Below are 22,803 nucleotides of genomic sequence, written 5' to 3' on the forward strand. Positions count from 1 at the left end.
TATACCATTTTAGTATCCAAACTTCTACTGAACAAAAGGCCGGTAATAGCCTGGTGATATCACCAAACCTACTACCAGCCTGTGTATACTATTTAAGTAATTTTTCAGCTGCTGCATCTAAGAATTTAACCTTAGACCAAGCCGTACCACCTTGTGCTAACGGGTCAATTGTATTGACATAAATTTCATTATTTTGTGATGCCTTTAAGCTAGTGAAAATTGGATTTTTTTGTAGCTCCTCTAACGCCTTAGGAGTATCCTTATTTTCGGATTCCTCAAATTGAAGGAAAATTGCATCTGGATTTACTTGAGCTAATGTTTCTAGCGATAATTCTGCCTGCGCTTTAGCTGTCGTCACTACCTCTGGAACTGGAGCACCTAAATCCTCATACAAAACAGGATTTAAATAAACACCAGCTGGATAAATGTACATTACACCACCGCGAACACGGATGATTAATACTTGTTTATCAGCTAATTGCTCCTTCGATTTAACCTGTGCATCAGCAACTTTTGCCTCATAGTCAGAAATGATTTTTTTAGCATCATCTTCTTTACCAGCTAGCTGTGCAAGCACTGTCAAATTTTCCTTCCAGTTTGTTGAAATATGTGAGTAAGGTATCATTGTTTGAATTTTGTTCAACTTTTCAGCCGTTTCTTTAGGGAATTTTGAAGTACCTACAATGACATCTGGATCCAAATTAAGAATGGCCTCTGCATTTGGCTCCATTTTATTTCCTACCAGTGTAGCACCTTCAAAATCAGATGCTAGATATGCTGGCACTTTGCCACCTACTTCAAGTACACCTACGGGCTTAATTCCAAGCATTGCAGCGTCTTCCATAGATTCAAGACTTGCAGCGACAATATTTTTCACTTCTACTGGAAGCTCATATTTCTCACCCAAGTACGTAATTGTCTGTGTCTTAGCTAGTTCTGTCTGTGATTCTGTTACACTTGTCTCCGTTGTATTATTTGTTGAAGTAGACTCCTCTGCCTTATCTGTTCCACATGCAGCTAATGATAGTGCTAAAAGTGCTGGTGCACACATTTTAAAATATTTATTCATAGATATTCTCTCCTAACAAGCTCATATTGATAATGATAATCATTTACATATGTATGTCAACATATAATTGATACTCATTATCATTTACGGATACTATCCTAACAAAGTGAAAATAGATTGTGAATGGACGATTTCGAAAATGACATGGACTTTTGCCGATTTATGCCATAAAAAAACTGCTCCTTTTTTATAAGAAACAGTCATTCATACATATTTGGCTTCCTCTATTTTTAACTTGCGATAGGCTGAGGGAGATAAACCCGTACACTTTTTAAATACTCTACTAAAATAAAAACAATCTACATATCCAACACATTCTGCAATTTCAGCTACAGGGATTCCACCATATTCTAGTAAGTCTTTCGCACGTCGTATACGGTATTCTGTTATATATTTGCTTGGATTCATACCTGTATGCTGCTCAAATAAATAGGCAAAACGACGCCGTTCAATGTCAAATTCACTAGAAATATTTGATACCGAAATCTGCTCCGCATAGTGCTCATGTATATACTGTAAAGCCTGCTCCATTAATTCATTGGCATTATCCAGAACCTTCACTTTTGCCGCTATAAGAATGTGTTCCAGCAAGTTCATGAATAATGTCTTGGACTTAAATACGGCCATATTACCTGGAAAGGAATAGCTTTCTACTAGCTGCTGTACCTGGGTAATAATTTGCGTATTATGTCCTGTTTTAATGAGAAAATGTTGTTCCACCAGTGGATATAATGCCGTCTCCTCCATAGGTAGATTATAGTGAACTACAGCATATTCCCAAACCTTCTGACTTGTTACGTTCACTTCAATTGGCATTTGAGGACCAGCATGCACTATTACTCCTGGCTCCATCACATATGGCGTTCCATTCAAGCTAAAGATAGCACTTCCTGCAAGCGGCACAATAATTCCACATTTTTCTGGTGCTGTAGTTCTCCCTAAATCAACCTCTCCTGGCTCCATTCTTTTGGTAAAGACATCGGTAAACTTTACAGATGCCTGTGCAAAGTAATCTATTAAATACTTGATATCCATGTGCTAGCTCCTATACATGTAAAACACTCTGAATTTGTGAAAAATGATGTAAATCATGGTCAATTAATCCGCCAAAATAATCAGCCATCGTTATGTTAGACTGCCCAATATTGAACGACTGCTGCCATTGCTCATCTGTAAATTGCTGAATGGTTTGAAGCAATTGACGTCTTGTCAAAACAAATTCAATAATCGTTTTTTCTAACTGCTGTTCACGACTTTTCTCAGCTGCCCTCGTGTTCATATTCGTGACATCTGGTCCTTTAGGTAACGATGTATTAGTAAATAAATATGGTATTCGTTGTTCTAACACAAATTTATCCCAGGGTGTAAGATGCCCTATCACCTCTGCAACTGACCATTTTCCAGATTCAATTGGCATACGCCATTGCTCCTCAGTTAAATTCCTCAAATTCTTTACCCAATGAAGAGAATGTTCATAGTGTTTAATAATCGACTTTTTGTCTCGCAGCATTGGATTTCGCCTCTTTCTTCCTTTGTATGCAGCAATCTCCCTTAGTCTTCCAAAAGATAAATAATATTTATATGTACTCAAAAATAATATATTAGATTTATAAATTAAATACCTTTACCCTAAAGCTATCCAAGTGAGGAGAGTAGCCTATGAAAAAAATTTTATGGATATTGTTCCTTGTACTCCTTAGTTTCATGGCACATTATACAAAAATCTCTTTAACCCTCGTATGCATTGGTATAATAGCTGCCTTTATCGGTACACTTGCGGGAGGTGGAGGTCTTATGACGCTACCCGCTATGATGCTGGTCGGTATTCCCATTCAAACTAGTATTGCTACAAATAAATTTTCGACCGGTATATCGGCTTTATCTAGCATTTTTTATTTACTGTATCATAAGGAGCTACATTTCAAAGTTATTTTAAAATACATAGCTATTGCTGTTATAGGAGGAGCTGGTGGTGCACTTCTAGCCGTGTCACAATCCGAACAAAATATGAATGTTACAGCCTGTATCCTACTGATTTTTGCATTAGTTGTCACTTTAAAAAACAAGGCTTGGACTGACACTGTGAATCCTACAGAGCATACAACGTCCTCCCTTTGGCAGCCATTTTTTATCGCTATGTATGATGGTGGGTTTGGTCCTGGTTCTTCAACTTTTAGTATTTTATATTATTGGCGTTGCCAACACACTTACATAAAGGCCGTACAGCTCACGCGTGCACTGCTTTTTGGAAGTTGTACTGGAGCTTTTATTGTTTTTTATCAAACAGGCTTTATTCAATGGCATTATGCAATTGCCATGGCCTTAGGCTCCATTATAGGCTCTCAATTAGGCCTCCTTGTGCTACCACACATTCCAATAAAAGTAGCCAAACGACTACTAACTGTGATTATCTCGATGTTGATTATTCAGATGGTATGGGAAATTATTTAATATATCCACTCAAATGTTCATGAATTAACTTCCATTCACCATTCATCCATGTAAAAATATTTGTCGCCCTACCGCTACCTGATACAGATTTCCCATTATGATAGCCTTCATAGTGATATGTATAAATACAGGTGGCTGTTTTTTCATCAACGGTTAGCCAAGTTATATCAGTTGCTGAATAGACCTCTTCTTGAATTACATTCCATGCGTGATTGAAGTAAGCACCAATTTCTTCTGTAGTCGTACATGTTTTATCCGAAAACCAATAGACAGCCTGTGGATGCAAAATAACCTTTACCTTATTAAAATCATGAGTATTTGTTGCTTGGATATAACGTTCTAATGCTTGTTCATATGTCATGTTCACGCCCCCTTTTTAACAATAGTATCCCAAATCTCACTTCTTATAAATAATATATTTATGGGATGTTCTCCTTTGAACAGTTCATAAAGAACACCTATAATAAGGACAAAATCACATAAAAGACGGAGGATACTATGCTAGCTACTATTGAAGAACAATCCAATCATCATGTTGCAACATTCAAACGCCAGCTCCCTCATTCAATAGATGTTGTTTGGGCAGCAATCACTGAAAATGACAAGCTGCAAAAGTGGATGAGCAATTTAGAAATCATTGATCTTCGTAAGAATGGTAAGATGCATTTTAATATGAACGATGGAACAGATGCCTATGAAACAATAGCCATTACCGATTATGCAGAAAATGAAACTCTCGAATTTGATTGGGGTACGGATACGGTACGATTCGAACTTTCTTCTAATGACGAGGGCACATTCCTCCTATTAGTAGAGACACTTCAAGAATTGACAGAGCATACGCCAAAGGATTTAGCGGGGTGGCATATATGTCTAAACTTGCTGACTGATTTGCTAGATAGAAAGGAACAACTAAATTTCCCAATGGAGAGTTGGCAACAGCGATTCCACGACTACAGTGGCCTTATTGATTCTATAAAGTAAAACAACTAAAAAAATCCTAGAGCCACAAGACTCTAGGATTTTAATTATTGGTCAAACGCTGTAGCTATTTCTATGGCCTTTAGTGGGTCTTTTATGGAATCGAGTGTATACACAAGCTTTTCATCCTGCCAAACGATTAAATTGCCTGTTTGATAAACGTCCAATTGAGCCATGCCATATTGCTTTGGAATAGGGAGCATATGACTTTTTAAATATTCTACTACTTGCTTTGCAAGCTTGACACCAGCCTCAGGATTTTCTGTTCGGGTATGTGTGGCAATTGCCCAGCGTCCTTCATTCCATCCAGTCCATAAGGAGCCTGCCCCCGCGTCTTGATAACCTTTAATATTGTCACCAAGATCCACTTTTTGTCCACCATTTTGATTAAAATTATCAAACGCTATTTGGGTGCTTGCCCCTTCTGCATTATTGTATTGCTTAACGAGCAATCGTGCTATAACGTTTGCTGATTTCTTTAATCGAATATCATTAATCGGCATACTCTCTTTACTTTCATAAAAGACAATTTCCACCTGATTCCCTTCTGTCCTTGTAGTAGCTGATAAAAAAGAATCCTGTGTAATAGGTAAAGTTGTTGGCATTTTTATGGTGAAATCAGCTTGTATTTGATCCTTGATTTGTTGCAGGACCTCTGTTTGTTCCATAGCTGTTCCATTATCATGTTGATTAGCTTGTTCGACAGGTATTTGGGTCTCACTTTCATGTGCTTGTTGATTTTCTTCCCGATTAGCACAGGCACCTATAAAGCAAATACTCAAAAAAAGGAGAACTAGCATTCTTTTCATTGCGTGTACCTCCATCTATTAATTTCCCTCTCTCGGTATTTTTCCCTAGTGAAAACCATCTTAAACGTTATCTATTTTAGGTCGTTAATTCGCTTCGTCAGTTCATTAAATTTTTCATCAAGCATTACATAGTCCTTATCTTTAGCTGTGAGAAAGCTAAGTTTACCTAATATTTCCTGCCGCTCGGTTTCTAGCTTTAAGCGAAGTGTCACTACACCCTCGTCTTGCTTAACCTCTTTTCTCCATTTTTTCTCTATCTGTTGAGCATGAATCTCCCATACACTATTCGTTACCTTTTCTAGAAAGTAGCGATCGTGTGAGACAACAAGTAATGTCCCATTATATTGGGCAAGCGTTTGCTCTAATTGCTCACGGGAAGGCAGGTCAAGATGATTCGTTGGCTCATCTAAAATAAGAACGTTCTTGTCTGCTAATATATAAGCCATCAGTTTACATTTTACCCGCTCACCCATGCTCATCTCCCCTATAGCAGATGTCCAGTGAGTAGAAGTAAACCCTAGATTTTTCATGAGATTGCGGACTTTCCCTCGCTCTTCAAACGTTTCTTGATAAAAATACTGCTCCGGTGTCTGTTCAAGAGGTAGATCAAAGACTTCTTGTGATAAATAACCAATGTTAGCAGCCGGAGATAGCCATACTCTGCCCTCTGCCTTTAATTGACCTAAGATGACTTTTAAAAAACTTGTTTTTCCACTACCATTTATTCCTGTGATGGCAATTTTATCTCCAAACTGCGCAGTGACGTTCACATCCTTAAACAACACTCTGTCATTGAAGTGTAAGGATACATTTTTGGTCTCTAAAAAGCGTTTACCGACACGTTGATGGGTGCCTAAAGAAAAGCGTATTTCTGCCTCAGGCTTTACAGCTTCCACCCTTGCCTTCTCAAGCTCTGCTTCTAATCGCTTTTTCTTGGATTTCACCTGGGAATCAAGACGCTTTGCTTTCACACGATGGTATTCCTTAAAACCTTCTAGCTTTGTAGACTGAGCATGGCCCTTTTGAGACCATGCTGTCAATTCCTGCATCTGTGCCTCAATGCGCTCAATATTTTTTTGCTGCTTGTCGTATGCACGTTGTTGTGTTAATCTTCGATGCTCTCTTTCAGCCATATAGTTTGAATAATTGCCGTTATGTTCTATAAGTCTATTGTCCTCAATCGACCAAATTTTGGTCGCTACGCTATCTAAAAAGTATCGATCATGCGAGACAACAATAACCGTTCCCCTATAGTTTTGTACTTGTTTAATCAAAAAATTGGTGCTCTGTTCATCTAAATGATTGGTTGGTTCATCCAGCATTAGAAGTTGAACTCCCTGCGAGAAACCTTCCGCCAGGCGCATTTTGAGTTTTTCCCCACCACTTAATGCTGCAAATGGCACATTCGGCACTTTCCATTTAGATAGCAAATCTGCCTCTTTAGTTGTTATTTCCATCCTATTAAAATGAGCTAATTCCTGCTCTACAAATGCCGTTTTTACAGTTTGTAGCCCCTTGATTTCTCCTGTTGTGGGCACTAACATACCTCGAATCAATTGAAGCAATGTGGATTTTCCAGCACCATTTCTACCAATAATGCCGATTACCTCACCTTGCTTTACGGTAGCAGTCACATGTTCAAATAGGAATGTATCCTTTATTTCATAACTAATATCCTGTAATTTTAAAAGCTCCTTCATAACATTCATCCTCTCCAGTAGGAGGAATCAAAAAAATCCCTCCAAGTATTTTGGAAGGATTAGTCATCGCTACATATACACAAATAAACTGTTGCAACAGCTATATTTGTTACTCCATTACTTATTTTAGACATAGTAAAATAAGCTTGCGGAATCGCTTTATATTGGCAGATTAAGACCAATACAAGTGTTATTTATGGAAAATGGGCAGACTAATCCTATTTTTATTGCTGGTGAAATTTTAATTTCATCTTTAAAAAATAAGATTAGTTATTCATTAGCCACCCATCGTCCCTTCATCTTTTATTACCGTCATTGTAACACCATTTTTTTGAAAATGAAACTTTCTTTGTGTGAGCTTTATCTAAAACATTCAAATGAACGAATTTGATTTCTTGTTATGGTACGGAAATACCAGCCATACCGATTACTCCAACGAAAACCCGCAATGAAATCTCTTCCTATAACTGTGGGGAAAAACCAAAAGCTCCTACCTGTATTCAACCAAATAAAGGTGTTTCTAAATAAGCAGGAGTGAATACCACTTGATCCTTCTCGCCGTGCGGGCACTGGCGGTGAAAAGCCTGGTGGTGCACTCATTGGCATTTGTCCAGCTGGAGCCGGACCAAAATTAGGTGGACCAAATGGCGGTGTTTCAAAATTATCATTGCCACCCCAGCCAGGTCTTCTAAAATTATCTTCTCTAAATGGATTATTGTACACACAAGCCCTCCTTTTACATAATTCAATATATGTAATAGGGCATTTAACCGTTGAGCCATTGCCCACCTAAGCGAAGATAATAACAGGCCAATTTTCCTCATCCTATAACCTTTGGCATTTCTAATAAAGTATATTTATGATTTCCAACTTTATCGCATAGGAAAAGTATTTTTTGATATGTCTTTTTATTTTCAACAACAAACTAACGGATAAGTTGCGTCTTTAGGAACGATTTTAAATACACATTTAAAACCTGAAACACTTGCAGCTCTAAGGTTTATAGCCTGTCCAAAATATAAATAAAGTAATTAATCTTTTTAATAATAAATATATATTTATTATTTGCTCCGAAAAAAAACTCTGTTTTAAAAATATACATCTCTTTCTAACGCTCCATGCTCTTACTTTCTTCACGTTTATGCACTTCAATTACTGTATGAGTAATATTTTCTTCAACGTTGGAATTTTCCGAAAAATAAATTACACTTAATAAAAAGATGGTAACGAAAGAAGTTAAAAATTTTAAATTGTTACTAGTTTTAACAGTCGTATACTTTTCCTCCATCCCTTTTAACGATATATCCATAATTTACATTATAAATAAAAAAATGTTAATAGAAAGGAGTCTAGAATCTTATGAAATTATATTTGATGATTATGTTTTGGAGTTCAATTTTGGTGTTAGCTATTCTAATTATTAAAGATTATCAAAATAATGTTAATCCGTTTACCGAACCTCTCACTGCTCTTGTGTATTTAATAATTATTTTTTGGATTATATTTTTTTCTATAATGTATTTCACAAAGTATAAGAAAATTAAAATGGATTAGAAGTTGCTACTCTTACTCTTTTTTTTATTCCCTTTCTTCTAGCCAACTATAGAAGGCTGATAGACTATCGCTTTTTTAGTAAATATAATATAAATTTCAAACAAAAAAACGTTCCCAAATAAAAGTTTGAAAACACATCAAAAAGCCACGAATGTTGAGATATCAACGTTTTCGTGACTTTTCTTATGAACATTCTTCATACATCTTTTTATGCAGGAAGCGAAAACGAGTTCATTAACGATTTTTTATCATTCTTTCTCGCCATATCATCACCCTTAACTATGTAAATTTTTATGTACAAAGCAATGCTTGAATGACCCGCAAACTATTGTGATAAATATGACAATATAATTCGCCATTCCTCAACTTTTTCGTCAAAGGATTTAATATTTTTCCCGGGTATCGGACTCGTTGATGGCATTTTTTTATAGGCTCGTCCTGCTAAAAGCTCTAATCCAATATGCTTTTTAAAAACATCGAATGCCTTCGCCCCATTAAAGAGTACTAACTTGATGTTCGGGTAGGTTTCAAAAAGGGGTTGAAAATCATTTGGCTTTTCATTACGAATCGCTGCATCCAAGCTCCCTTCTCTCTCACAGGCTTCAATTGTGTCCCAAAGACCGATTTCACGCTTTTTTAATAAAGCTATTCTCTCACAATAATCTTCAGGAACCTCGACCTGTAATAGCTGGCCAATGATAGGCCAAAAGTGATTGCGTGGATTACCATAATACTGCTGTTTTACTAATGACTGTTTTCCTGGCATGGATCCAACAATTAGCACCTTTGTGGATGAATCTACAATTGGTAATAATACATTTTTTATTTCACTAGACACAGCAATCACTCCTTTACTCTATTGTAGCGGAAACTCTGAGCCAGCAAGTATATCTTGGCTTGTTATTAATAAAGGAAGCTGTGATGAAAGATTCTTCATATATGACCGAACAATTTGATAGCCTATACAATAGCCTATCCACAGCGGAAGCTCCCCACCGTATAAGAATGGTCGATGCTTTTCCAATCCCTGCAGTTGTAGGTTTGGCAAAAACTGAGATTTCCATAGTTTGATAAGCTTCTCAAATGTATAGTTAGTTAACCATGGTGCTAGCCATCTATCTCCGTAAAGATCTTTCACAGCACATTCTGCTAAACCCTCTAATATAAGAGAATCCAATAAAGTCATTTCATCTAAGGATTTTTTAAGATAATGTAAACGGCAAACATGGTTGTATTCATGGGCGAGTAATGCTTGAAGCTCCTGTTTTTCTACTTCTCCCACAAATAAAAAAAGCGAATGAGGATAAGCCACACCATTTTTATTAGTGATATTCTGCTGCCTTGTAATTGGAAAGATATAAATAGGTATAGCTGGACCATTCCACTTCTGCTGTAGATACATAAACTCCTGCTCCACGCAGCCCCACACATTCATCTGTTTTAGTCTCTTTAAATTAATCTCTTCCTCTGGTAGGAAAAGACCTTGCTGCTGTAATTCAAAGTGTATTTCCTCTGTATATCCCTCTTGAAATAGTTTGATCAAACGATCACATAGCACCGAGCATTGTAAGCTATATAGCTCATCACTGCTCTTAGATTTTCTGGAAAATTCATACTCCTCAAGCCACTTATCTGTAGGCATAACTGCCATGTCATCACCTCTTGATAGTATATGTGATGGATAGACAATCGGCTAAAGATAAATGCATTAATTAGCATATATTAACTTGTAATGAAGTAGAAAGGAGGGATTATTGTGAATCCAACTGATGCTTACAATCTTTGTTGTAAATATCACGGTAAACGAGTTAGAATTTCGGATACATCTGGTAGAGTACATGTTGGGGAAATCACGAGGGTCGACAGAAGACAGGTATGGATTCTACCTGATAGAAGATATGGTGGTTATGGTTTAGGCTTTTGGGGATTTAGTGGAGGCGGCTTTGGCGTTGGTATTGCACTAGGGACTGTTCTAGGTATTGCACTAGCTCCAATTATTTTCTTCTAGCCTAAGCGATTTTATATATGTGAAAAACGAGCCATTTCAAACATTGTTGAGATGGCTCATTTTTCATTATTGAACTTGTTCTTGCTGCTGTTTACTTTCAATCAACTCGGATATTGTAACAAATGTGTAGCCCTGCTTCTTTAATGCCGGTATTATCTCCTCTAATGCTTTAATGGTTTGTGTACGGTTACCGCCACCATCATGAAATAATATGACATCGCCAGGCTTTGTGCCTTTCATAACCTTTTGTACAATTTTCTTTACACCGGGCTCTTTCCAATCTTGAGTATCCTGATGCCAAGACCACATCACGACCTTGTAGCCATCCTTAACAGCGGCATTTATCATAGCATCTGTGTAATTTCCACCAACAGGACGGAATAAAACTGGGGAAAATCCAGTAATACCATATATCGTGTTATTCGTCTGTCGAAGCTCTTCTTGCAATTTATTGATGGAAACTTTAAACGGATGTGTATACGTATGATTCGCTAATTCATGCCCTTCTGTATAAGTACGTAAAACAAGCTCTGGATATTTGTCAGCATTTTTTCCAATAATAAAAAAGGTAGCTTTGGCATCATATTTGGCTAATAAATCAAGCACCGCCGCTGTGTATTTGGGATGTGGACCATCATCAAAGGTAAGTGCCACTATTTTATCCTCTGTGTTAATATCCCACACAACTTTTCCTGTTTCCTCATAATACGGACGTCCTTTATTAGCCTGGGCTTTGTATCCTACAAAAAACCCCGAGATGATTAAAACGAAAACCGTTAAAACCCTTACATATTTACGTGTCATAGCATCACCTCCCAAGTCCATATTCACAGAACTCCGTCAACTTACTATTTGCGATTTACAGTGAATTATACTTGTGAAGGATTGTCTGTTTTCCTGTTTTAATTATTTTAAAAAAATTTTATAAATTTGAACGAAATGTGAAACATCATTAATATCCCTTTATTTTTTTCTTTATTCATGTAAAATAAAATCATCACTGATATATAACAACTAATTAAATTTAATAAATGTTATGTAACACAAAAGGGGATAATATAAATGTGGATCATTACCGTATTTGAAGAAAACACGTATCGTATGTTTGAATATACTTCTAAAAGTGAAGCAACCATTGCATTAAATACATTTAAACAAACAGCTTTATTGTCTTATACCAAGTAAATGCTAAAAGGAATCTATTCGCCAAGAGTAGATTCCTTTTATTTTGATATTGGACTTCTTTTCTTTACTATTAAAAGATTTTTTATTAGAAATGTCGAACACCTTGCTAGTTATCGCCATATGTATATAGAGAAAAGGAGTGATTTCAATGGTGACAATTGAACCTATCATGATTAAGGGGCATTTCTTTACTGCAGTAGTTGTTCAATTACCTAAAACAACACTATTAACCATTTCCAATAATACAGGCTACATTATGTGCGGCGCATTAGATGTAGGTCTTTTAAATAGTCGCTTAGTGGATCGAAAAATCATTGCTGGTCGGGCAGTTGGTGTAAAAACGATTGATGAGTTATTAACAGCCCCGTTAGAATCCGTGACTTATGAAGCCGAGCAACTTGGCATTACAGAAGGTATGAGTGGTGTCGAGGCGCTTTTAAAAATGATTTAATGTGTACAAAAGCGTCAGTTTTAGAACGAATAACTAGACGCTTTTCCTTTTTTTAACGCAGCATCGGTTGAATAAGCAAACTCCTACTTCCCCATACTTTGGGACAAAGGAGCGTGTTGTCATGAATAGTAATAAGCATTTTAAAATACATGTAACTTTTCTTGCCATCACTTTAATTGTTCTTATCTGGTCTGTTATTAAACCATCTTCCTACTTAGATTGGCTGGCTGAAGTTAGCCCAGGAATAGTTGCGATTATTATTGTAGTTTGTATCTATCCTAAATTTCGATTCACAACCATTTCTTACTCAATCATTGCCTTATTGTCGATTCTAACATTTATTGGTGGGCATTATACGTATTCGGAGGTGCCACTATTTAATTGGATAAAAGAAGAATTTAATTTGCACCGTAATAATTACGATCGCTTCGGACATTTTTTAAAAGGCTTGCTGGCGATTGTTATAAGGGAAATTTTAATTCGAAAAACGCCTCTTACAAAAGGCGCTTGGCTATCGTTCATTTCCATTAGTATTTTACTTGCGATTGCTGCATTTTATGAAATCATTGAATGGTTAAGCACCCGAATCTCCAAGGGCAGTAAAGGGGCCAAAGACTTTTTAGGGATGCAGGGAGATCGTTGGGACGCTCAATGGGACATGTCTTTAGCGTTGCTAGGTTCTATTATTACCTTGCTTTTATTGACAAAGCTCCATGATAAATATTTAAAGAGATTAAACAAATAAAATCATTTTTTGCATACTATGATGAATAAAAAATCTTATGAAAGGTGGTATTGTATGTACTATGCTCAGCTCCATCATCAGAAGGCATCCATTCCCCCACGTGTTATAACTGTAAGGGGCGATGGGCAGGTAAAGTCTAAGCCAAGCTCCATTCAACTTCAAATAGAAGTTCAAACGCGAGGCCAAAATGTACAAGAGCCACAGCAGGAGAATGCGGCAACTATGAATCGAGTTATTCAATCCATTACAGCCCTTGGCATTCCAAGCGAACAAATTCAAACAGCTGCCTATACAATTACCCCACTTTATCATTTTGAAGACGGCCAACAAATCTTTAATGGTTATGAAGTAACTAATGCCATTACCGTCCATGTATCAAATCCTGAACGTATTGGCTTAATCATTGATACAGCAGTAGATAATGGGGCAAATCGTATCACAAACATTCAATTTAAAGTTGACCATGTAGATGCCTATTATCAGCAAGCATTGAGTTTAGCGCTGCATAATGCTCAGGCAAAGGCGAAAACCATTGCTGAAACGATGCATTTACCTTTGCAGCTACTCCCCACTGAAATTGTGGAAGAACAAGTTAATACGCCTATTCTATATCGCTCAATGGCAATTTCCTCCGATATGACACCTATTGAACAAGGGCAAATCGACATAAATGCCTCTGTCCGTGTGAACTTTCAATATTGAACGATTTGAGCCTTCAGCGAAGCAACGGCAGAAGGCTTTCCTACTGTGGATTCCATACCCGTTCTATTACGATGTTATTGTGCTTTACCTGTAATACAAAAACATCTGGATTACTTAAATCTTTCCAACATTGAAAATCAATATCTTTATTATAATGTTTCAATAATAAGGTGATGATATTGCCATGACTCACTAGTAAGGTATTTTCAACATTTCGAGCAACAGCCTCCTCTACAACATTCACAATGCGGTCCATTGCTTCTTTGCTGGATTCTCCCCCATCAAATGATAAGTCCATATCCATAAATGTTGCCTGTAATTTTTCGTACCAATCTGGCAAATCTTTTGTACTTAAAAGTCGTTCAGACAATCGATGTTCTATTTCAATTTGAATACCCTTTTCTTTACTGATAGCTTTAATGGATTGGACTGCGCGTAAAAAGGGGCTTGAGAGAATTCGATGAATGGTAGTATCTTTGAAAAAATCAGCTAAGCTTTCTGCTTGCCTCATGCCTGTCTGTGTTAAAGGGGCGTCAGGTGATTGCCCTTGTGTAAGACAATGTCTAATGACATAGATATTACTCATAAATGCCTCCCGTCTTGAAAAAGTAGTTTTATTAGAATTGTACGTCATTAAATAATCCCAAATCATTAATTTTCATCATTTGTCTTTTTATGAACAACCCGCTCTTTAGATAATAACAGGGCACAAAGGATAATACATATGCCTACGAATTGTCTGATTTCCAATGTCTCTTTTAGTATAAAATAACCCAATAGTACACCTACTACAGGAACTACATAATTACTAAGAGATGCAAATAATGCACCCTCTTTTTTTATCAATAAATTATAAAGCATGTAAACAATCCCCGAATGGAAAATCCCCAAAATGGTTACGGCAACAATCTGTATGCCACTCATATTTAGTTGGAATGGCTGTTCAAAGATCATCGCCATTGGTAATAAAATGACCGTGGCTATTCCTAAAACATTTCGCATATGTACGATAGGTGAGCCAGCCCCCAGCTTTTCCATTAATATTAATGATCGTGCAAAGCTCATTGCGGCCAAGAGCAGTAATGCATTGCCAAATACTGTACTTGAACCGTCCATCTCTTGTGTTGGCCATGAAAGAATACTGATTCCCACGAGACCTAATAAAATGCTAATGAGTTGGAACTTACTAACCTTTTTCTTAAAGAAAAAAACGACAAAAATTAACGTGATTATGGGAACCATAGCTATTACAATAGATGCATTACTACTGCTAACATATTTTTGACCTTGTGCAATCAGGACAAATGGAATTACTACTTCAAAAATGGCGATTGCCCAATAGTATTTACTATTCACATGATTGCTGTCCTTTTTCAAAAATATGCTAATGACACTTAAACAAATGGCACCTATTAGCGCTTTCAACAACGATAAGGTTATTGCACCAACATCATTTGTCACTAGCGCTACAAAGAAAAATTGAGACCCCCATATACAGCTTATTAATAATAAGAGGCTATATTTGCTCATTTTTCGCTACCCTCTTCATGCCGAAATAATTTGTTCCTATAACCCCCATAACAATCATGACTCCCCCGATTAAATGGTACTTCTGGAAGGTTTCATGTAAAAATAAAACACCCGCAAATATAGTAATAAGCGTAGCCAAATTACTAAAAACACTCATTTTAGAGGCCTCTAATATAGATAGAGCATAATTTGATAAATAAGACGTGCCTAGCGAGGATAATAGGCCTAAATATAAAATGGCAATGATAAAGTCAACATGTAGAAATGGCTTATAAAAATCATGGATGGTGCCCTTCATCACATGATCTCCTATAGCTATCCCATTAAAAATAACAAATCCACATAACGTCATGACATAGGTTAATGTCAGTAAAGAATATTGCTTTGTAAGCCTTCTTGCAAAGACGTTATAAATTGATGCTGCAAAAGCTGAAAGCAAAATAAATCCGCTGCCAAAAATATTTCCAGTAGTAGCATTTGCCCCATTCATCATTAGCATATAAATCACACCAAGTACAGAAATCGAGATAGCAACATACTGTCCCCATGTAGCTTTTTCCTTTAACAATAAACTTGCTAGTGCTAATGTAAAAATAGGGATTGTTGCTTGAATAATTCCAGCTTCTGAGGATGAAATTCTAGCAAGCCCAAGCACTTGAAACGTGAAAAAAACTATAGGATACAATAGGGCTAAAGGTAAAATTTTTAATAAATCCTGTTTTTTTATTGTTAGCTTATTTTTCGTAAATACTAGTAAAATAACAATGCCGATGAAAGCAACTGTAAAGCGGTGAGCTAATGTATCAATAGGGCTCGCCACCGACAAAGTAAGTTTCACACATAGGAATGAAAGTCCAATAACAAATGCATACGAAATTGCTGCTATATAGGCTTTTCTTTTTTCTAACATACGATAACGCTCCTTCTCCATCATTTCCGGCCGGTAATGTTATCGTATAAAAAAGAACACACATTGACGATATGAAAAAAACGCATCTGTACCGATACAGGTGTGCTGGAGGTTAAATATGCTTAAATATGAATGGATTTATTCACAGCTTTTGACTCAAATACAAACAGGTACTCTTCAATCAGGGGCAAAGCTCCCTTCAATACGTCAGTTATCACTACAATATTCCTGCAGTAAAAGTACTATTTTAACTTCTTTAAAAAAACTTGAGGATCAGCATCTTATCTATGCATTACCGAAAAGCGGCCACTATGTTGTTGACCATCAATTACCCCTTCAGCCACAGGTTCAAGACCATATAGATTTTGCTACCTCCTCACCTAGCTGGCATGCTTTTCCGTACCAAGACTTTCAACATTGCCTCAACAAGGCAATCGATACATACCAAGCAGACCTATTTAGATATGGGACATCACAAGGCTTACCCTCCTTAATAAAAGAGGCAAAAAAACTATTAACAAACTATCAAGTGTTCACTAAAGAAGAAAACATTTTTATCACTTCGGGCGTACAACAATCCCTGTCTTTGCTGAGTATTATGCCATTTCCAAATGGTCGCTCAACAATTTTAGTGGAGCAACCTAGTTATCATTTGTATATGGATTATTTGAAAACCTACGGAATTCCTGCCATCGGCATAAAAAGAACAACAGATGGCATTAATTTATATGAGTTAGAGCGCATTTTTAATAGTTATGACATTAAGTTTTTTTACACTATGCCTCGCTTGCACAACCCTCTAGGGACTTCTTATAGCAAACAGGAGAAAGATATGATTCGTCAACTTGCTTATCAATATCATGTATACATTGTTGAGGATGATTATTTAGCGGATTTCGAGCAAAATTCGAAAATAGATCCTATTTATACAGATGATACACAGCAACATGTCATTTATTTAAAAAGTTTCTCTAAAATCATGTTTCCGGGTTTACGTATAGGGCTAGCCGTTTTACCAGAGGTCTTCATTCAAACATTTAGGCAATTTAAAAATACAACTGATATTGATAGCTCAATGATCTCCCAGGCAGCCTTAGAGCTTTACTTAAAAAGTGGTATGTTTGAACGTTATCAAAAGAAGGTCAGCGAGTCTTATGCCATACGTGCTAACAGACTTCAACAATCTATAACAGCCCATTTAGCAAAATTTAAAGCTTCTAAGGAAATCTGTATGCATAGCCATATTATTCTACCAAGACAGGTCAATATCGATAAGCTTATCCAGCACTTGAAACAAAGCAATATACTTTTAGATTCGATTAACCGTAATTATTTAGAGGGATTTTTTCATGAGCGAATGTTGAAATTAAATGTTTCCAATGTGGAAGAGTCAAAAATTGATGTTGGTATAAAGGAAATTTCATTGTCCCTTAATGATCCTAACAATTACTTTTAAAAAAAGTCATTCATGAAACCTACTTATTTTTCATATATTTAGACATCATAAATTGGTTCAATAAGGAGGATTCAATGCACTCTGAGAAATTGCGACTAAGGAAAATTCAGCGTCTTGCATATGAAATTATGGATGAGATGCACCAAGAAAAAGACCACACGGAAATGCATAAATTAATCTCGATCATTGATAACTTGTCGCGGGCAATTGGTGATTTAACAGATTCGGTGGGTAAGTACTCTTTGGATTACGTAGAGGAAAAAGTAAACAATGCACATGAACTTTTATTTAATAAAGAAAAGGTCGATGCTTATTAATAAAGACAGGGAAAAAGGGTAACCTATAAGTGGCTACCCTTTTTTGCATTAATGCGTTTCAGGTTCAAAAGTTTTACAGTCAGTTTCCTCACTGTTGGAAGCATGTTGTCCCTTTTGGCTGACAACATAAATTTTTTCTGCTGTGCATTTGTTTCCAGAATCCCAAAATGTGCAGTTATTGACTTCACAAAGAATTTCTTGTGCCATCGTTTCACACCTCCTCTTTGTTAGCTTTAACAAATTAGAGATAAACAATACGTTGTTCAACAAAGTCCATTCTCGGTTCACACGTGAGTGTAGCGTATCCAATTCACTCCATGCTAAAGTCTAAATTCGCTGGTTGTTTCGGTAAACGTTCCTGCGAAAGCATATTGGTTGTGGGTACCCAATTGTTGACTTCTTCAAAGCGGAAACCATCTGCCCACACTTTTCCTGAGCCGATTAACAACACACCAAAATAAATGGAATCACCTTCCTCGGGTACATCTAGAACAATAGAATAATGATTCCATTCAGTAGTTCCTGTCACAGAGCGCTGATCCATATTATCAAATTGAATCGTATCACCCGTACCATTATCTATACGCATCCACGCCCCACATTTTGTAGCTTCAGCCGTTTTTAAGTAACATGACATTTTCAGCCTCTTGCCTTTATAGTCAGCTGCCTGAAATCCTTGCATCATCGTAGCAAATTGCCCATTATTTGCTGATGCATTGGTGGAAAATAATACACCACTGCGCTTTCCTGAATGAAACACCTTATCATCCGTATGAAATTGATATAATTCTGGATTTGCGCCGCTCAGCATCCATCCCTTAACCTGTTCATTTAATTCCATCAACTTTTCCTCCTCCATCATAGCTAATGATTGCATCAATTTTCGGTACTTTCCTGGTGGTAAAGCATACACTTCTTTAAAAGCTCTTGTAAAAGCCTCTTGAGATTGAAACTGAAATTTAAAGGCAATCGTTATGATTGATGCATTGGAGTATATTAAACAACTGGCAGCCACAGCTAATCGCCGCATCCGAATATATTCACCAATCGTAAGCCCTGTTTCTTGTTTAAAGATTCGACTTAGATGGAACTTCGAATACCCCGTAATACTCAGCATAAACTCAAGTTCTATTTCTTCCATCAATTGCTCCTCGATATAAGTAATAATCCTTTGTGTTGCCTGACTATACTCCATATTTCTCACCTCACTTTTATCATAATGGAGAAGAACAAAGATTTTTTGATGGAGATTGCTATATTTAACTAATCGGTTACTTGGGTTGGTGTTGCTTCCTGCACAATTATTAGACCATCATATGCGTCTGCTGGTGTCATTTTAATGGTATAGAGCATTTTTGTAAGCTTATACCAAGGACGAAAATCATCGCCTATATTGCCCATTCTTTGCTCCTTTGTAAGGATATTAGATAGCTCTTCTGATTGACTAGCATTTTCAAAATCCACATAAAAGATGTTGTCATGGATATCACTAAAGGCATCCACTAGAGCGTTATGATGTTCTATCGTATACTCCTTACGTTCACCAGACCCATTCGGTGCTTGGAATGTATTTGTCACAAAATCCGTACCAATGGCAAAGTACTGATCTTTATAGTACTCATTTAAATATTGTCCCATCGACTTATAACCTGCCATTGTAGCAGACGTTTTATCTATATGGCCATTATGACCAGACATCAATACTTTATCATGGCCCTTCGTCGTCTCGAAATCAACAATCCATTGTAAATTTTGAGCTAAGTATTCATCACGTAAATTCATGTAATTACCATCGTTTAAAAACAATTGCGTACGTTGCTTTAAAATTTGTGCATATTGCGCCGCAAAAGAGAAGGCATCCTTTGATGACTTTTTCTCATAGGCTTCCTTGTTTGATTGTAAATCTTTGATGATGGCATCAATTGTTTTATCTAGCTCTACTAACTGGCTATTCGATAAATCTCTCATTGTTTTGTTGGACACATGTTCAAGCTGAGCCGTATATTGCTTAGCTGTTTCAGCATCGACATCCCCATAATAATCAAGTAAGCCCTTTTTGCTATCATCATAGCGCTGCATATCATTACCATAAAAATAAATTTTATCTTCTTCCTTGACTGTTAGGTTATAGTCATGCATCCATTGCACAAAGTCCACCATTTGTTCAGTTTGATAAATGCCGTAATCCAGTGCTTTAATAGCATCTTGCGCCGTGCCAACACTATTGACAATAAATTGATTTATTTGTTGGCCTCCTCCAAAATCCCCCTCTAAAACAAAGACACGAACATTTTCATTCTTCATCATTGCTTCAAATAGATCCTTTTTTAAGGCTTGGAATTCCACATTTCCGTGTGTTGCCTCTCCAAAGCCAATAACTTTTACATCATCAGGTATAGTAATATCTTTTATTTCACTACTATATTGAGAGGCATCTTTGACAGCCGCCCCCTGTCCACAGCCAGCTAAAACTGCTAGTAATATACATGTAGTTAATATTCTCAAACTTCGTTTCATTTTCATGTCAATTCTCCCCTTTAGGTTAAATGGCTTTTCGTTGGAAGTAGAAATACCCACCAAGAAAAAATAGGATGAAGCCACCACCGACAACTGTTAACAATTGCTCCCATGGCACAAAAAATACATCGTCTGTACTGCCACCAATATACATCATCGAAAAGGGCTGTGCCCATGGATAGTAAGGTCCAATACGTTCAGAATTAATAGCAAAAATAGAGGGTAAGGTAAATACCACATTGACTGCAAAAGGAGCAGCAAAACTTTTAAACATTATCGACATCCATAATTGAAGGGCTACTAAAGGCAATGTCGCTACCCATCCTCCCACAATGCTTTTCCATACAATCTCCATTGGAAAAGGATCCGTATACCCCTTTATCATCCCTACAGCACAAACTGAACATAGATACAGTAGCTGCATCGCCATAACAAGCAGTACGATTAACACATATTTAGCTACAAATACTTTCCCCCTCGTTACAGGCAATGCTAATAGCTGCTTCCAGCCACCAGAATGATGTTCGTACCTACAAATGAGGCTAGCCAAAACCCCCGTAATAAGTGGTAAGAATAATAAAGCATATGTTAAATTCATGGAGAACAACGCAATATACCATTCATTGATTGATACCCCTGACATATTATCCTCTAAATTGGCTGATAATCCGATAAATAGCCCAATAATGGGTCCTGCTAAGATAATTGGTACCATTTTTGATTTTCGTAATTTAAACCATTCAGCTCGCAGTATAGCCGTCATTATTTCACGTCCCTTCTTGCAAAATCAATCATGCCAGCAATATAGAGTAAGATACCAATCCCCACTCCTAACATGACATTGATGATCGGCTCATCCCATTGATTCATCAATGATGGCCACTTCCATATCATCCAATCCGGTAAAACATAGGAAGAATAGGAAAAAATCACTCCGAAAATTCCTACAGTAATCGAGATACCTTGGTTATGACAAACACTAGCAATCCACAGCTGAAGAGCTAGTATTGGTAATGCTGCAAGAGCTGGGAAGTAACTATACTTGGCGAGCTCTAAGTAAGGGACCGTTTCACCTAAGCTTAAAATTAGTCCGTAACTCAGTGTAAAAATCATTAATAGTGTTGAAGACAAAAATAACAGAATCGTTAATACTGTAAATTTAGATAAATACACGGATAGCTTTGAAACAGGTAAAGCGATGAGCTGTTTCCACGCATTTGTCTCGTTTTCTATACTCGCCATGAATGACGTTAGGATAGCAATACCTAATACAACTGCCAACGGTGTAAAGGAATGAATGTTCAGTAAAAAATAACCCCAATCATTCTCGCTCTGCTGTAAAAGATAGTCTTTCCTCACACCGTAATTGACCATTTGCAGAGCAACTACGCCAACGGGACCTAAAAGCGTTAAAAACCATATACCTTTCCGTTTGATCTTTAAAAATTCAGCAATTAATAGTTTACTCATCATAACTTTAGCTCTCCCGCCGTCATTTGCAGGAATATATCCTCCAATGAGCGTTTTTCTTCCTCTACTCGAAATACTGAAATCCCTTCCTGAACCAGGACCTGAACAATATGTGCTACTTTCTCGTCAGAACATTCCTCTAAGAAAATGACGTCATCCTGATAGTTTGCCTTAATGCCATTTGCTAAAAGGGAACGCCATCCTTTTTCACCATTGCTCACTTTAAAAGTAACCTTTGGTTGTGCAAATTTACGCATTCCCTCAATGGAATCTTGAAAAATCAATGTCCCCTTAGAAACAATACCTACCTGTGTAGCCATTTGATCGATTTCTGATAATAAATGACTGGAAATAATAATGGTCATCCCGTATTCCTTTGGTAGTCTTTTAATTAAATTGCGAATTTCAATAATACCTGAAGGGTCGAGACCATTCGTTGGTTCGTCTAAAATGAGTAGCTCCGGGTTGTGCAGTAAAGCAGCAGCAATACCAAGGCGTTGTTTCATTCCTAGTGAAAAGCCCTTTACTTTCTTATTTGCAGCTTCCTTCAAACGAACAGTTTGCAGAACTTCATCGATTCTGGTTTTTGGTACACCTAGTATTTTTCGTAGTGCCTCCAAGTTCTCATAGGCCGTCAAATGTGGGTAGTAAGATGGATTTTCAACTAATGAACCTACATTCGCTAATATTTGAATACGATCCTTCACTATGTCCTTTTGAAAAATTTTTATTGTTCCTGAGGATGGCTTCATTAGACCAAGAAGCATACGAATCGTTGTTGTTTTCCCCGCTCCATTAGGCCCTAAAAACCCATAAATTTCACCTTTGCGTATTTGCAAATTTATATTTGATACAGCTTGTTCTTTTCCAAAGTTTTTTGATAAGTTTTGTGTTTGTACGATATATTCCAATATCCTCACCTCTTTAACTATCATAAGAATAGAAGTT

28 protein-coding genes are annotated in these 22,803 nt (G+C 36.8%); 9 read left to right on the top strand and 19 right to left on the bottom strand.

Translation table 11 applies throughout. The features are described 5' to 3' along the window. Positions 1 to 88 precede the first annotated feature (88 nt). From ACP3VS_RS09540 to ACP3VS_RS09550, 3 genes are all read right to left on the bottom strand, one after another. A complete protein-coding gene (locus ACP3VS_RS09540; RefSeq protein WP_031416602.1) occupies positions 89 to 1,069 on the bottom strand; it encodes an ABC transporter substrate-binding protein in 981 nt (326 codons plus the stop codon). Positions 1,070 to 1,273: 204 nt separating this feature from the next. Next, positions 1,274 to 2,104, bottom strand: coding sequence for a helix-turn-helix domain-containing protein (locus ACP3VS_RS09545; protein ID WP_012295922.1), 831 nt, complete (start codon positions 2,102 to 2,104; stop codon positions 1,274 to 1,276). A 10-nt stretch (positions 2,105 to 2,114) separates the two neighbouring features. Beyond that, positions 2,115 to 2,579: a DinB family protein gene (locus ACP3VS_RS09550; RefSeq protein ID WP_031416603.1), complete on the bottom strand. Its 465-nt coding sequence runs from the start codon at positions 2,577 to 2,579 to the stop codon at positions 2,115 to 2,117. 194 nt (positions 2,580 to 2,773) lie between these two features. Here ACP3VS_RS09550 and ACP3VS_RS09555 point away from each other — a divergent pair, with 194 nt between their 5' ends. Beyond that, the gene (locus ACP3VS_RS09555; RefSeq protein WP_012295924.1) at positions 2,774 to 3,520 is read left to right on the top strand and encodes a sulfite exporter TauE/SafE family protein; all 747 of its coding nucleotides are present in this window, start codon (positions 2,774 to 2,776) and stop codon (positions 3,518 to 3,520) included. On the opposite strand, the gene ACP3VS_RS09560 is transcribed toward ACP3VS_RS09555, so the two are convergent. Then, the gene (locus ACP3VS_RS09560; RefSeq protein ID WP_012295925.1) at positions 3,513 to 3,881 is read right to left on the bottom strand and encodes a YybH family protein; all 369 of its coding nucleotides are present in this window, start codon (positions 3,879 to 3,881) and stop codon (positions 3,513 to 3,515) included. The two genes, ACP3VS_RS09555 and ACP3VS_RS09560, sit on opposite strands and share 8 nt — an antisense overlap. 137 nt (positions 3,882 to 4,018) lie before the next feature. On the opposite strand from ACP3VS_RS09560, the gene ACP3VS_RS09565 reads away from it, so the two are divergent. Beyond that, a complete protein-coding gene (locus ACP3VS_RS09565) occupies positions 4,019 to 4,504 on the top strand; it encodes an SRPBCC family protein (protein ID WP_012295926.1) in 486 nt (161 codons plus the stop codon). A 44-nt stretch (positions 4,505 to 4,548) separates the two neighbouring features. Here ACP3VS_RS09565 and ACP3VS_RS09570 read toward each other — a convergent pair whose 3' ends face one another. From ACP3VS_RS09570 to ACP3VS_RS09590, 5 genes are all read right to left on the bottom strand, one after another. Continuing rightward, positions 4,549 to 5,310: a hypothetical protein gene (locus tag ACP3VS_RS09570; RefSeq protein ID WP_036164885.1), complete on the bottom strand. Its 762-nt coding sequence runs from the start codon at positions 5,308 to 5,310 to the stop codon at positions 4,549 to 4,551. 71 nt (positions 5,311 to 5,381) lie between these two features. Further along, positions 5,382 to 7,010: a ribosomal protection-like ABC-F family protein gene (gene abc-f / locus ACP3VS_RS09575; RefSeq protein WP_197224181.1), complete on the bottom strand. Its 1,629-nt coding sequence runs from the start codon at positions 7,008 to 7,010 to the stop codon at positions 5,382 to 5,384. Positions 7,011 to 7,370: 360 nt separating this feature from the next. Next, complete coding sequence (locus tag ACP3VS_RS09580; RefSeq protein WP_036162402.1) at positions 7,371 to 7,733, bottom strand: hypothetical protein; 363 nt, start codon at positions 7,731 to 7,733, stop codon at positions 7,371 to 7,373. A gap of 1,156 nt (positions 7,734 to 8,889) precedes the next feature. Next, positions 8,890 to 9,402 carry a DNA-deoxyinosine glycosylase gene (locus tag ACP3VS_RS09585; protein ID WP_426388573.1) on the bottom strand — a complete coding sequence of 171 codons (513 nt, stop codon included), beginning with the start codon at positions 9,400 to 9,402 and terminating at the stop codon, positions 8,890 to 8,892. Between the two features lie 18 nt (positions 9,403 to 9,420). Next, a complete protein-coding gene (locus ACP3VS_RS09590) occupies positions 9,421 to 10,215 on the bottom strand; it encodes a DUF2268 domain-containing protein (protein WP_012295933.1) in 795 nt (264 codons plus the stop codon). 105 nt (positions 10,216 to 10,320) lie between these two features. Between ACP3VS_RS09590 and ACP3VS_RS09595 the strand changes: the two genes are divergently transcribed. Further along, the gene (locus tag ACP3VS_RS09595) at positions 10,321 to 10,572 is read left to right on the top strand and encodes a hypothetical protein (RefSeq protein WP_012295934.1); all 252 of its coding nucleotides are present in this window, start codon (positions 10,321 to 10,323) and stop codon (positions 10,570 to 10,572) included. Between the two features lie 66 nt (positions 10,573 to 10,638). Here ACP3VS_RS09595 and ACP3VS_RS09600 read toward each other — a convergent pair whose 3' ends face one another. Continuing rightward, positions 10,639 to 11,376, bottom strand: a complete 738-nt coding sequence (locus ACP3VS_RS09600; RefSeq protein WP_031416614.1) for a polysaccharide deacetylase family protein — start codon at positions 11,374 to 11,376, stop codon at positions 10,639 to 10,641. Between the two features lie 258 nt (positions 11,377 to 11,634). Here ACP3VS_RS09600 and ACP3VS_RS09605 point away from each other — a divergent pair, with 258 nt between their 5' ends. The 4 genes from ACP3VS_RS09605 (at position 11,635) to ACP3VS_RS09620 (ending at position 13,655) form a co-directional block, all read left to right on the top strand. Further along, positions 11,635 to 11,757, top strand: coding sequence for a hypothetical protein (locus ACP3VS_RS09605; protein ID WP_012295936.1), 123 nt, complete (start codon positions 11,635 to 11,637; stop codon positions 11,755 to 11,757). A gap of 148 nt (positions 11,758 to 11,905) precedes the next feature. Next, a complete protein-coding gene (locus tag ACP3VS_RS09610) occupies positions 11,906 to 12,208 on the top strand; it encodes a YunC family protein (RefSeq protein ID WP_008175342.1) in 303 nt (100 codons plus the stop codon). Between the two features lie 121 nt (positions 12,209 to 12,329). Further along, the gene (locus tag ACP3VS_RS09615) at positions 12,330 to 12,953 is read left to right on the top strand and encodes a DUF2238 domain-containing protein (protein ID WP_036162408.1); all 624 of its coding nucleotides are present in this window, start codon (positions 12,330 to 12,332) and stop codon (positions 12,951 to 12,953) included. Positions 12,954 to 13,007: 54 nt separating this feature from the next. Beyond that, a complete protein-coding gene (locus ACP3VS_RS09620; RefSeq protein ID WP_426388574.1) occupies positions 13,008 to 13,655 on the top strand; it encodes an SIMPL domain-containing protein in 648 nt (215 codons plus the stop codon). A gap of 40 nt (positions 13,656 to 13,695) precedes the next feature. Here the strand turns inward: ACP3VS_RS09620 and ACP3VS_RS09625 are convergent, their stop codons facing one another. The 3 genes from ACP3VS_RS09625 to ACP3VS_RS09635 all read right to left on the bottom strand — a co-directional run bounded on the left by ACP3VS_RS09625 (position 13,696) and on the right by ACP3VS_RS09635 (position 16,095). Next, a complete protein-coding gene (locus ACP3VS_RS09625; protein WP_426388575.1) occupies positions 13,696 to 14,241 on the bottom strand; it encodes a histidine phosphatase family protein in 546 nt (181 codons plus the stop codon). Between the two features lie 65 nt (positions 14,242 to 14,306). After that, the gene (locus ACP3VS_RS09630; protein WP_426388576.1) at positions 14,307 to 15,185 is read right to left on the bottom strand and encodes a DMT family transporter; all 879 of its coding nucleotides are present in this window, start codon (positions 15,183 to 15,185) and stop codon (positions 14,307 to 14,309) included. Then, positions 15,172 to 16,095, bottom strand: a complete 924-nt coding sequence (locus ACP3VS_RS09635; RefSeq protein WP_036162410.1) for a DMT family transporter — start codon at positions 16,093 to 16,095, stop codon at positions 15,172 to 15,174. Before ACP3VS_RS09635 ends, ACP3VS_RS09630 begins: the two co-directional genes overlap by 14 nt. Before the next feature lie 118 nt (positions 16,096 to 16,213). Between ACP3VS_RS09635 and ACP3VS_RS09640 the strand changes: the two genes are divergently transcribed. Next, positions 16,214 to 17,551, top strand: a complete 1,338-nt coding sequence (locus tag ACP3VS_RS09640; RefSeq protein WP_012295943.1) for a PLP-dependent aminotransferase family protein — start codon at positions 16,214 to 16,216, stop codon at positions 17,549 to 17,551. Between the two features lie 74 nt (positions 17,552 to 17,625). Continuing rightward, positions 17,626 to 17,868, top strand: coding sequence for a hypothetical protein (locus ACP3VS_RS09645; RefSeq protein ID WP_031416620.1), 243 nt, complete (start codon positions 17,626 to 17,628; stop codon positions 17,866 to 17,868). A 48-nt stretch (positions 17,869 to 17,916) separates the two neighbouring features. On the opposite strand, the gene ACP3VS_RS09650 is transcribed toward ACP3VS_RS09645, so the two are convergent. The 6 genes from ACP3VS_RS09650 to ACP3VS_RS09675 form a co-directional block, all read right to left on the bottom strand. Continuing rightward, positions 17,917 to 18,075, bottom strand: coding sequence for a DUF1540 domain-containing protein (locus ACP3VS_RS09650; RefSeq protein ID WP_004231699.1), 159 nt, complete (start codon positions 18,073 to 18,075; stop codon positions 17,917 to 17,919). A 103-nt stretch (positions 18,076 to 18,178) separates the two neighbouring features. Beyond that, positions 18,179 to 19,063, bottom strand: a complete 885-nt coding sequence (locus ACP3VS_RS09655) for a helix-turn-helix domain-containing protein (protein WP_426388577.1) — start codon at positions 19,061 to 19,063, stop codon at positions 18,179 to 18,181. 68 nt (positions 19,064 to 19,131) lie between these two features. After that, positions 19,132 to 20,391 (bottom strand): erythromycin esterase family protein, encoded by a 1,260-nt coding sequence (locus tag ACP3VS_RS09660; protein ID WP_426388578.1) that lies wholly within the window; start codon positions 20,389 to 20,391, stop codon positions 19,132 to 19,134. Positions 20,392 to 20,410: 19 nt separating this feature from the next. Beyond that, on the bottom strand, positions 20,411 to 21,148 hold the full coding sequence (locus ACP3VS_RS09665; protein WP_426388579.1) for an ABC transporter permease: 738 nt from the start codon (positions 21,146 to 21,148) through the stop codon (positions 20,411 to 20,413). Next, entirely contained in the window at positions 21,148 to 21,858 is a 711-nt protein-coding gene (locus ACP3VS_RS09670; protein WP_031416625.1) for an ABC transporter permease, read from the bottom strand. The genes ACP3VS_RS09665 and ACP3VS_RS09670 overlap by 1 nt, the downstream gene beginning before the upstream one ends. Further along, on the bottom strand, positions 21,855 to 22,766 hold the full coding sequence (locus tag ACP3VS_RS09675; protein WP_031416626.1) for an ABC transporter ATP-binding protein: 912 nt from the start codon (positions 22,764 to 22,766) through the stop codon (positions 21,855 to 21,857). The genes ACP3VS_RS09670 and ACP3VS_RS09675 overlap by 4 nt, the downstream gene beginning before the upstream one ends. Between the last annotated feature and the right edge of the window lie 37 nt (positions 22,767 to 22,803).

Origin of the sequence: Lysinibacillus sp. VIII_CA (assembly GCF_049943995.1) — a bacterium.
In the GTDB taxonomy this organism is placed as follows: Bacteria; Bacillota; Bacilli; order Bacillales_A; family Planococcaceae; genus Lysinibacillus; species Lysinibacillus pinottii.

Bases quoted from the DNA above. Each gene is read 5' to 3' on its own strand.
- ACP3VS_RS09605 (WP_012295936.1), top strand. From the start codon at position 11,635: ATGTGGATCATTACCGTATTTGAAGAAAACACGTATCGTATGTTTGAA.
- ACP3VS_RS09555 (WP_012295924.1), top strand. From the start codon at position 2,774: ATGGCACATTATACAAAAATCTCTTTAACCCTCGTATGCATTGGTATA.
- ACP3VS_RS09655 (WP_426388577.1), bottom strand. From the start codon at position 19,063: ATGGAGTATAGTCAGGCAACACAAAGGATTATTACTTATATCGAGGAG.
- ACP3VS_RS09635 (WP_036162410.1), bottom strand. From the start codon at position 16,095: ATGTTAGAAAAAAGAAAAGCCTATATAGCAGCAATTTCGTATGCATTT.
- ACP3VS_RS09560 (WP_012295925.1), bottom strand. From the start codon at position 3,881: ATGACATATGAACAAGCATTAGAACGTTATATCCAAGCAACAAATACT.
- ACP3VS_RS09540 (WP_031416602.1), bottom strand. From the start codon at position 1,069: ATGAATAAATATTTTAAAATGTGTGCACCAGCACTTTTAGCACTATCA.
- ACP3VS_RS09660 (WP_426388578.1), bottom strand. From the start codon at position 20,391: ATGAAAATGAAACGAAGTTTGAGAATATTAACTACATGTATATTACTA.
- ACP3VS_RS09565 (WP_012295926.1), top strand. From the start codon at position 4,019: ATGCTAGCTACTATTGAAGAACAATCCAATCATCATGTTGCAACATTC.
- ACP3VS_RS09545 (WP_012295922.1), bottom strand. From the start codon at position 2,104: ATGGATATCAAGTATTTAATAGATTACTTTGCACAGGCATCTGTAAAG.
- ACP3VS_RS09550 (WP_031416603.1), bottom strand. From the start codon at position 2,579: ATGCTGCGAGACAAAAAGTCGATTATTAAACACTATGAACATTCTCTT.
- ACP3VS_RS09640 (WP_012295943.1), top strand. From the start codon at position 16,214: ATGCTTAAATATGAATGGATTTATTCACAGCTTTTGACTCAAATACAA.
- ACP3VS_RS09620 (WP_426388574.1), top strand. From the start codon at position 13,008: ATGTACTATGCTCAGCTCCATCATCAGAAGGCATCCATTCCCCCACGT.
- ACP3VS_RS09600 (WP_031416614.1), bottom strand. From the start codon at position 11,376: ATGACACGTAAATATGTAAGGGTTTTAACGGTTTTCGTTTTAATCATC.
- ACP3VS_RS09590 (WP_012295933.1), bottom strand. From the start codon at position 10,215: ATGGCAGTTATGCCTACAGATAAGTGGCTTGAGGAGTATGAATTTTCC.
- ACP3VS_RS09625 (WP_426388575.1), bottom strand. From the start codon at position 14,241: ATGAGTAATATCTATGTCATTAGACATTGTCTTACACAAGGGCAATCA.
- ACP3VS_RS09630 (WP_426388576.1), bottom strand. From the start codon at position 15,185: ATGAGCAAATATAGCCTCTTATTATTAATAAGCTGTATATGGGGGTCT.
- ACP3VS_RS09610 (WP_008175342.1), top strand. From the start codon at position 11,906: ATGGTGACAATTGAACCTATCATGATTAAGGGGCATTTCTTTACTGCA.
- ACP3VS_RS09650 (WP_004231699.1), bottom strand. From the start codon at position 18,075: ATGGCACAAGAAATTCTTTGTGAAGTCAATAACTGCACATTTTGGGAT.
- ACP3VS_RS09615 (WP_036162408.1), top strand. From the start codon at position 12,330: ATGAATAGTAATAAGCATTTTAAAATACATGTAACTTTTCTTGCCATC.
- ACP3VS_RS09665 (WP_426388579.1), bottom strand. From the start codon at position 21,148: ATGACGGCTATACTGCGAGCTGAATGGTTTAAATTACGAAAATCAAAA.
- ACP3VS_RS09645 (WP_031416620.1), top strand. From the start codon at position 17,626: ATGCACTCTGAGAAATTGCGACTAAGGAAAATTCAGCGTCTTGCATAT.
- ACP3VS_RS09670 (WP_031416625.1), bottom strand. From the start codon at position 21,858: ATGATGAGTAAACTATTAATTGCTGAATTTTTAAAGATCAAACGGAAA.
- abc-f (WP_197224181.1), bottom strand. From the start codon at position 7,010: ATGAAGGAGCTTTTAAAATTACAGGATATTAGTTATGAAATAAAGGAT.
- ACP3VS_RS09570 (WP_036164885.1), bottom strand. From the start codon at position 5,310: ATGAAAAGAATGCTAGTTCTCCTTTTTTTGAGTATTTGCTTTATAGGT.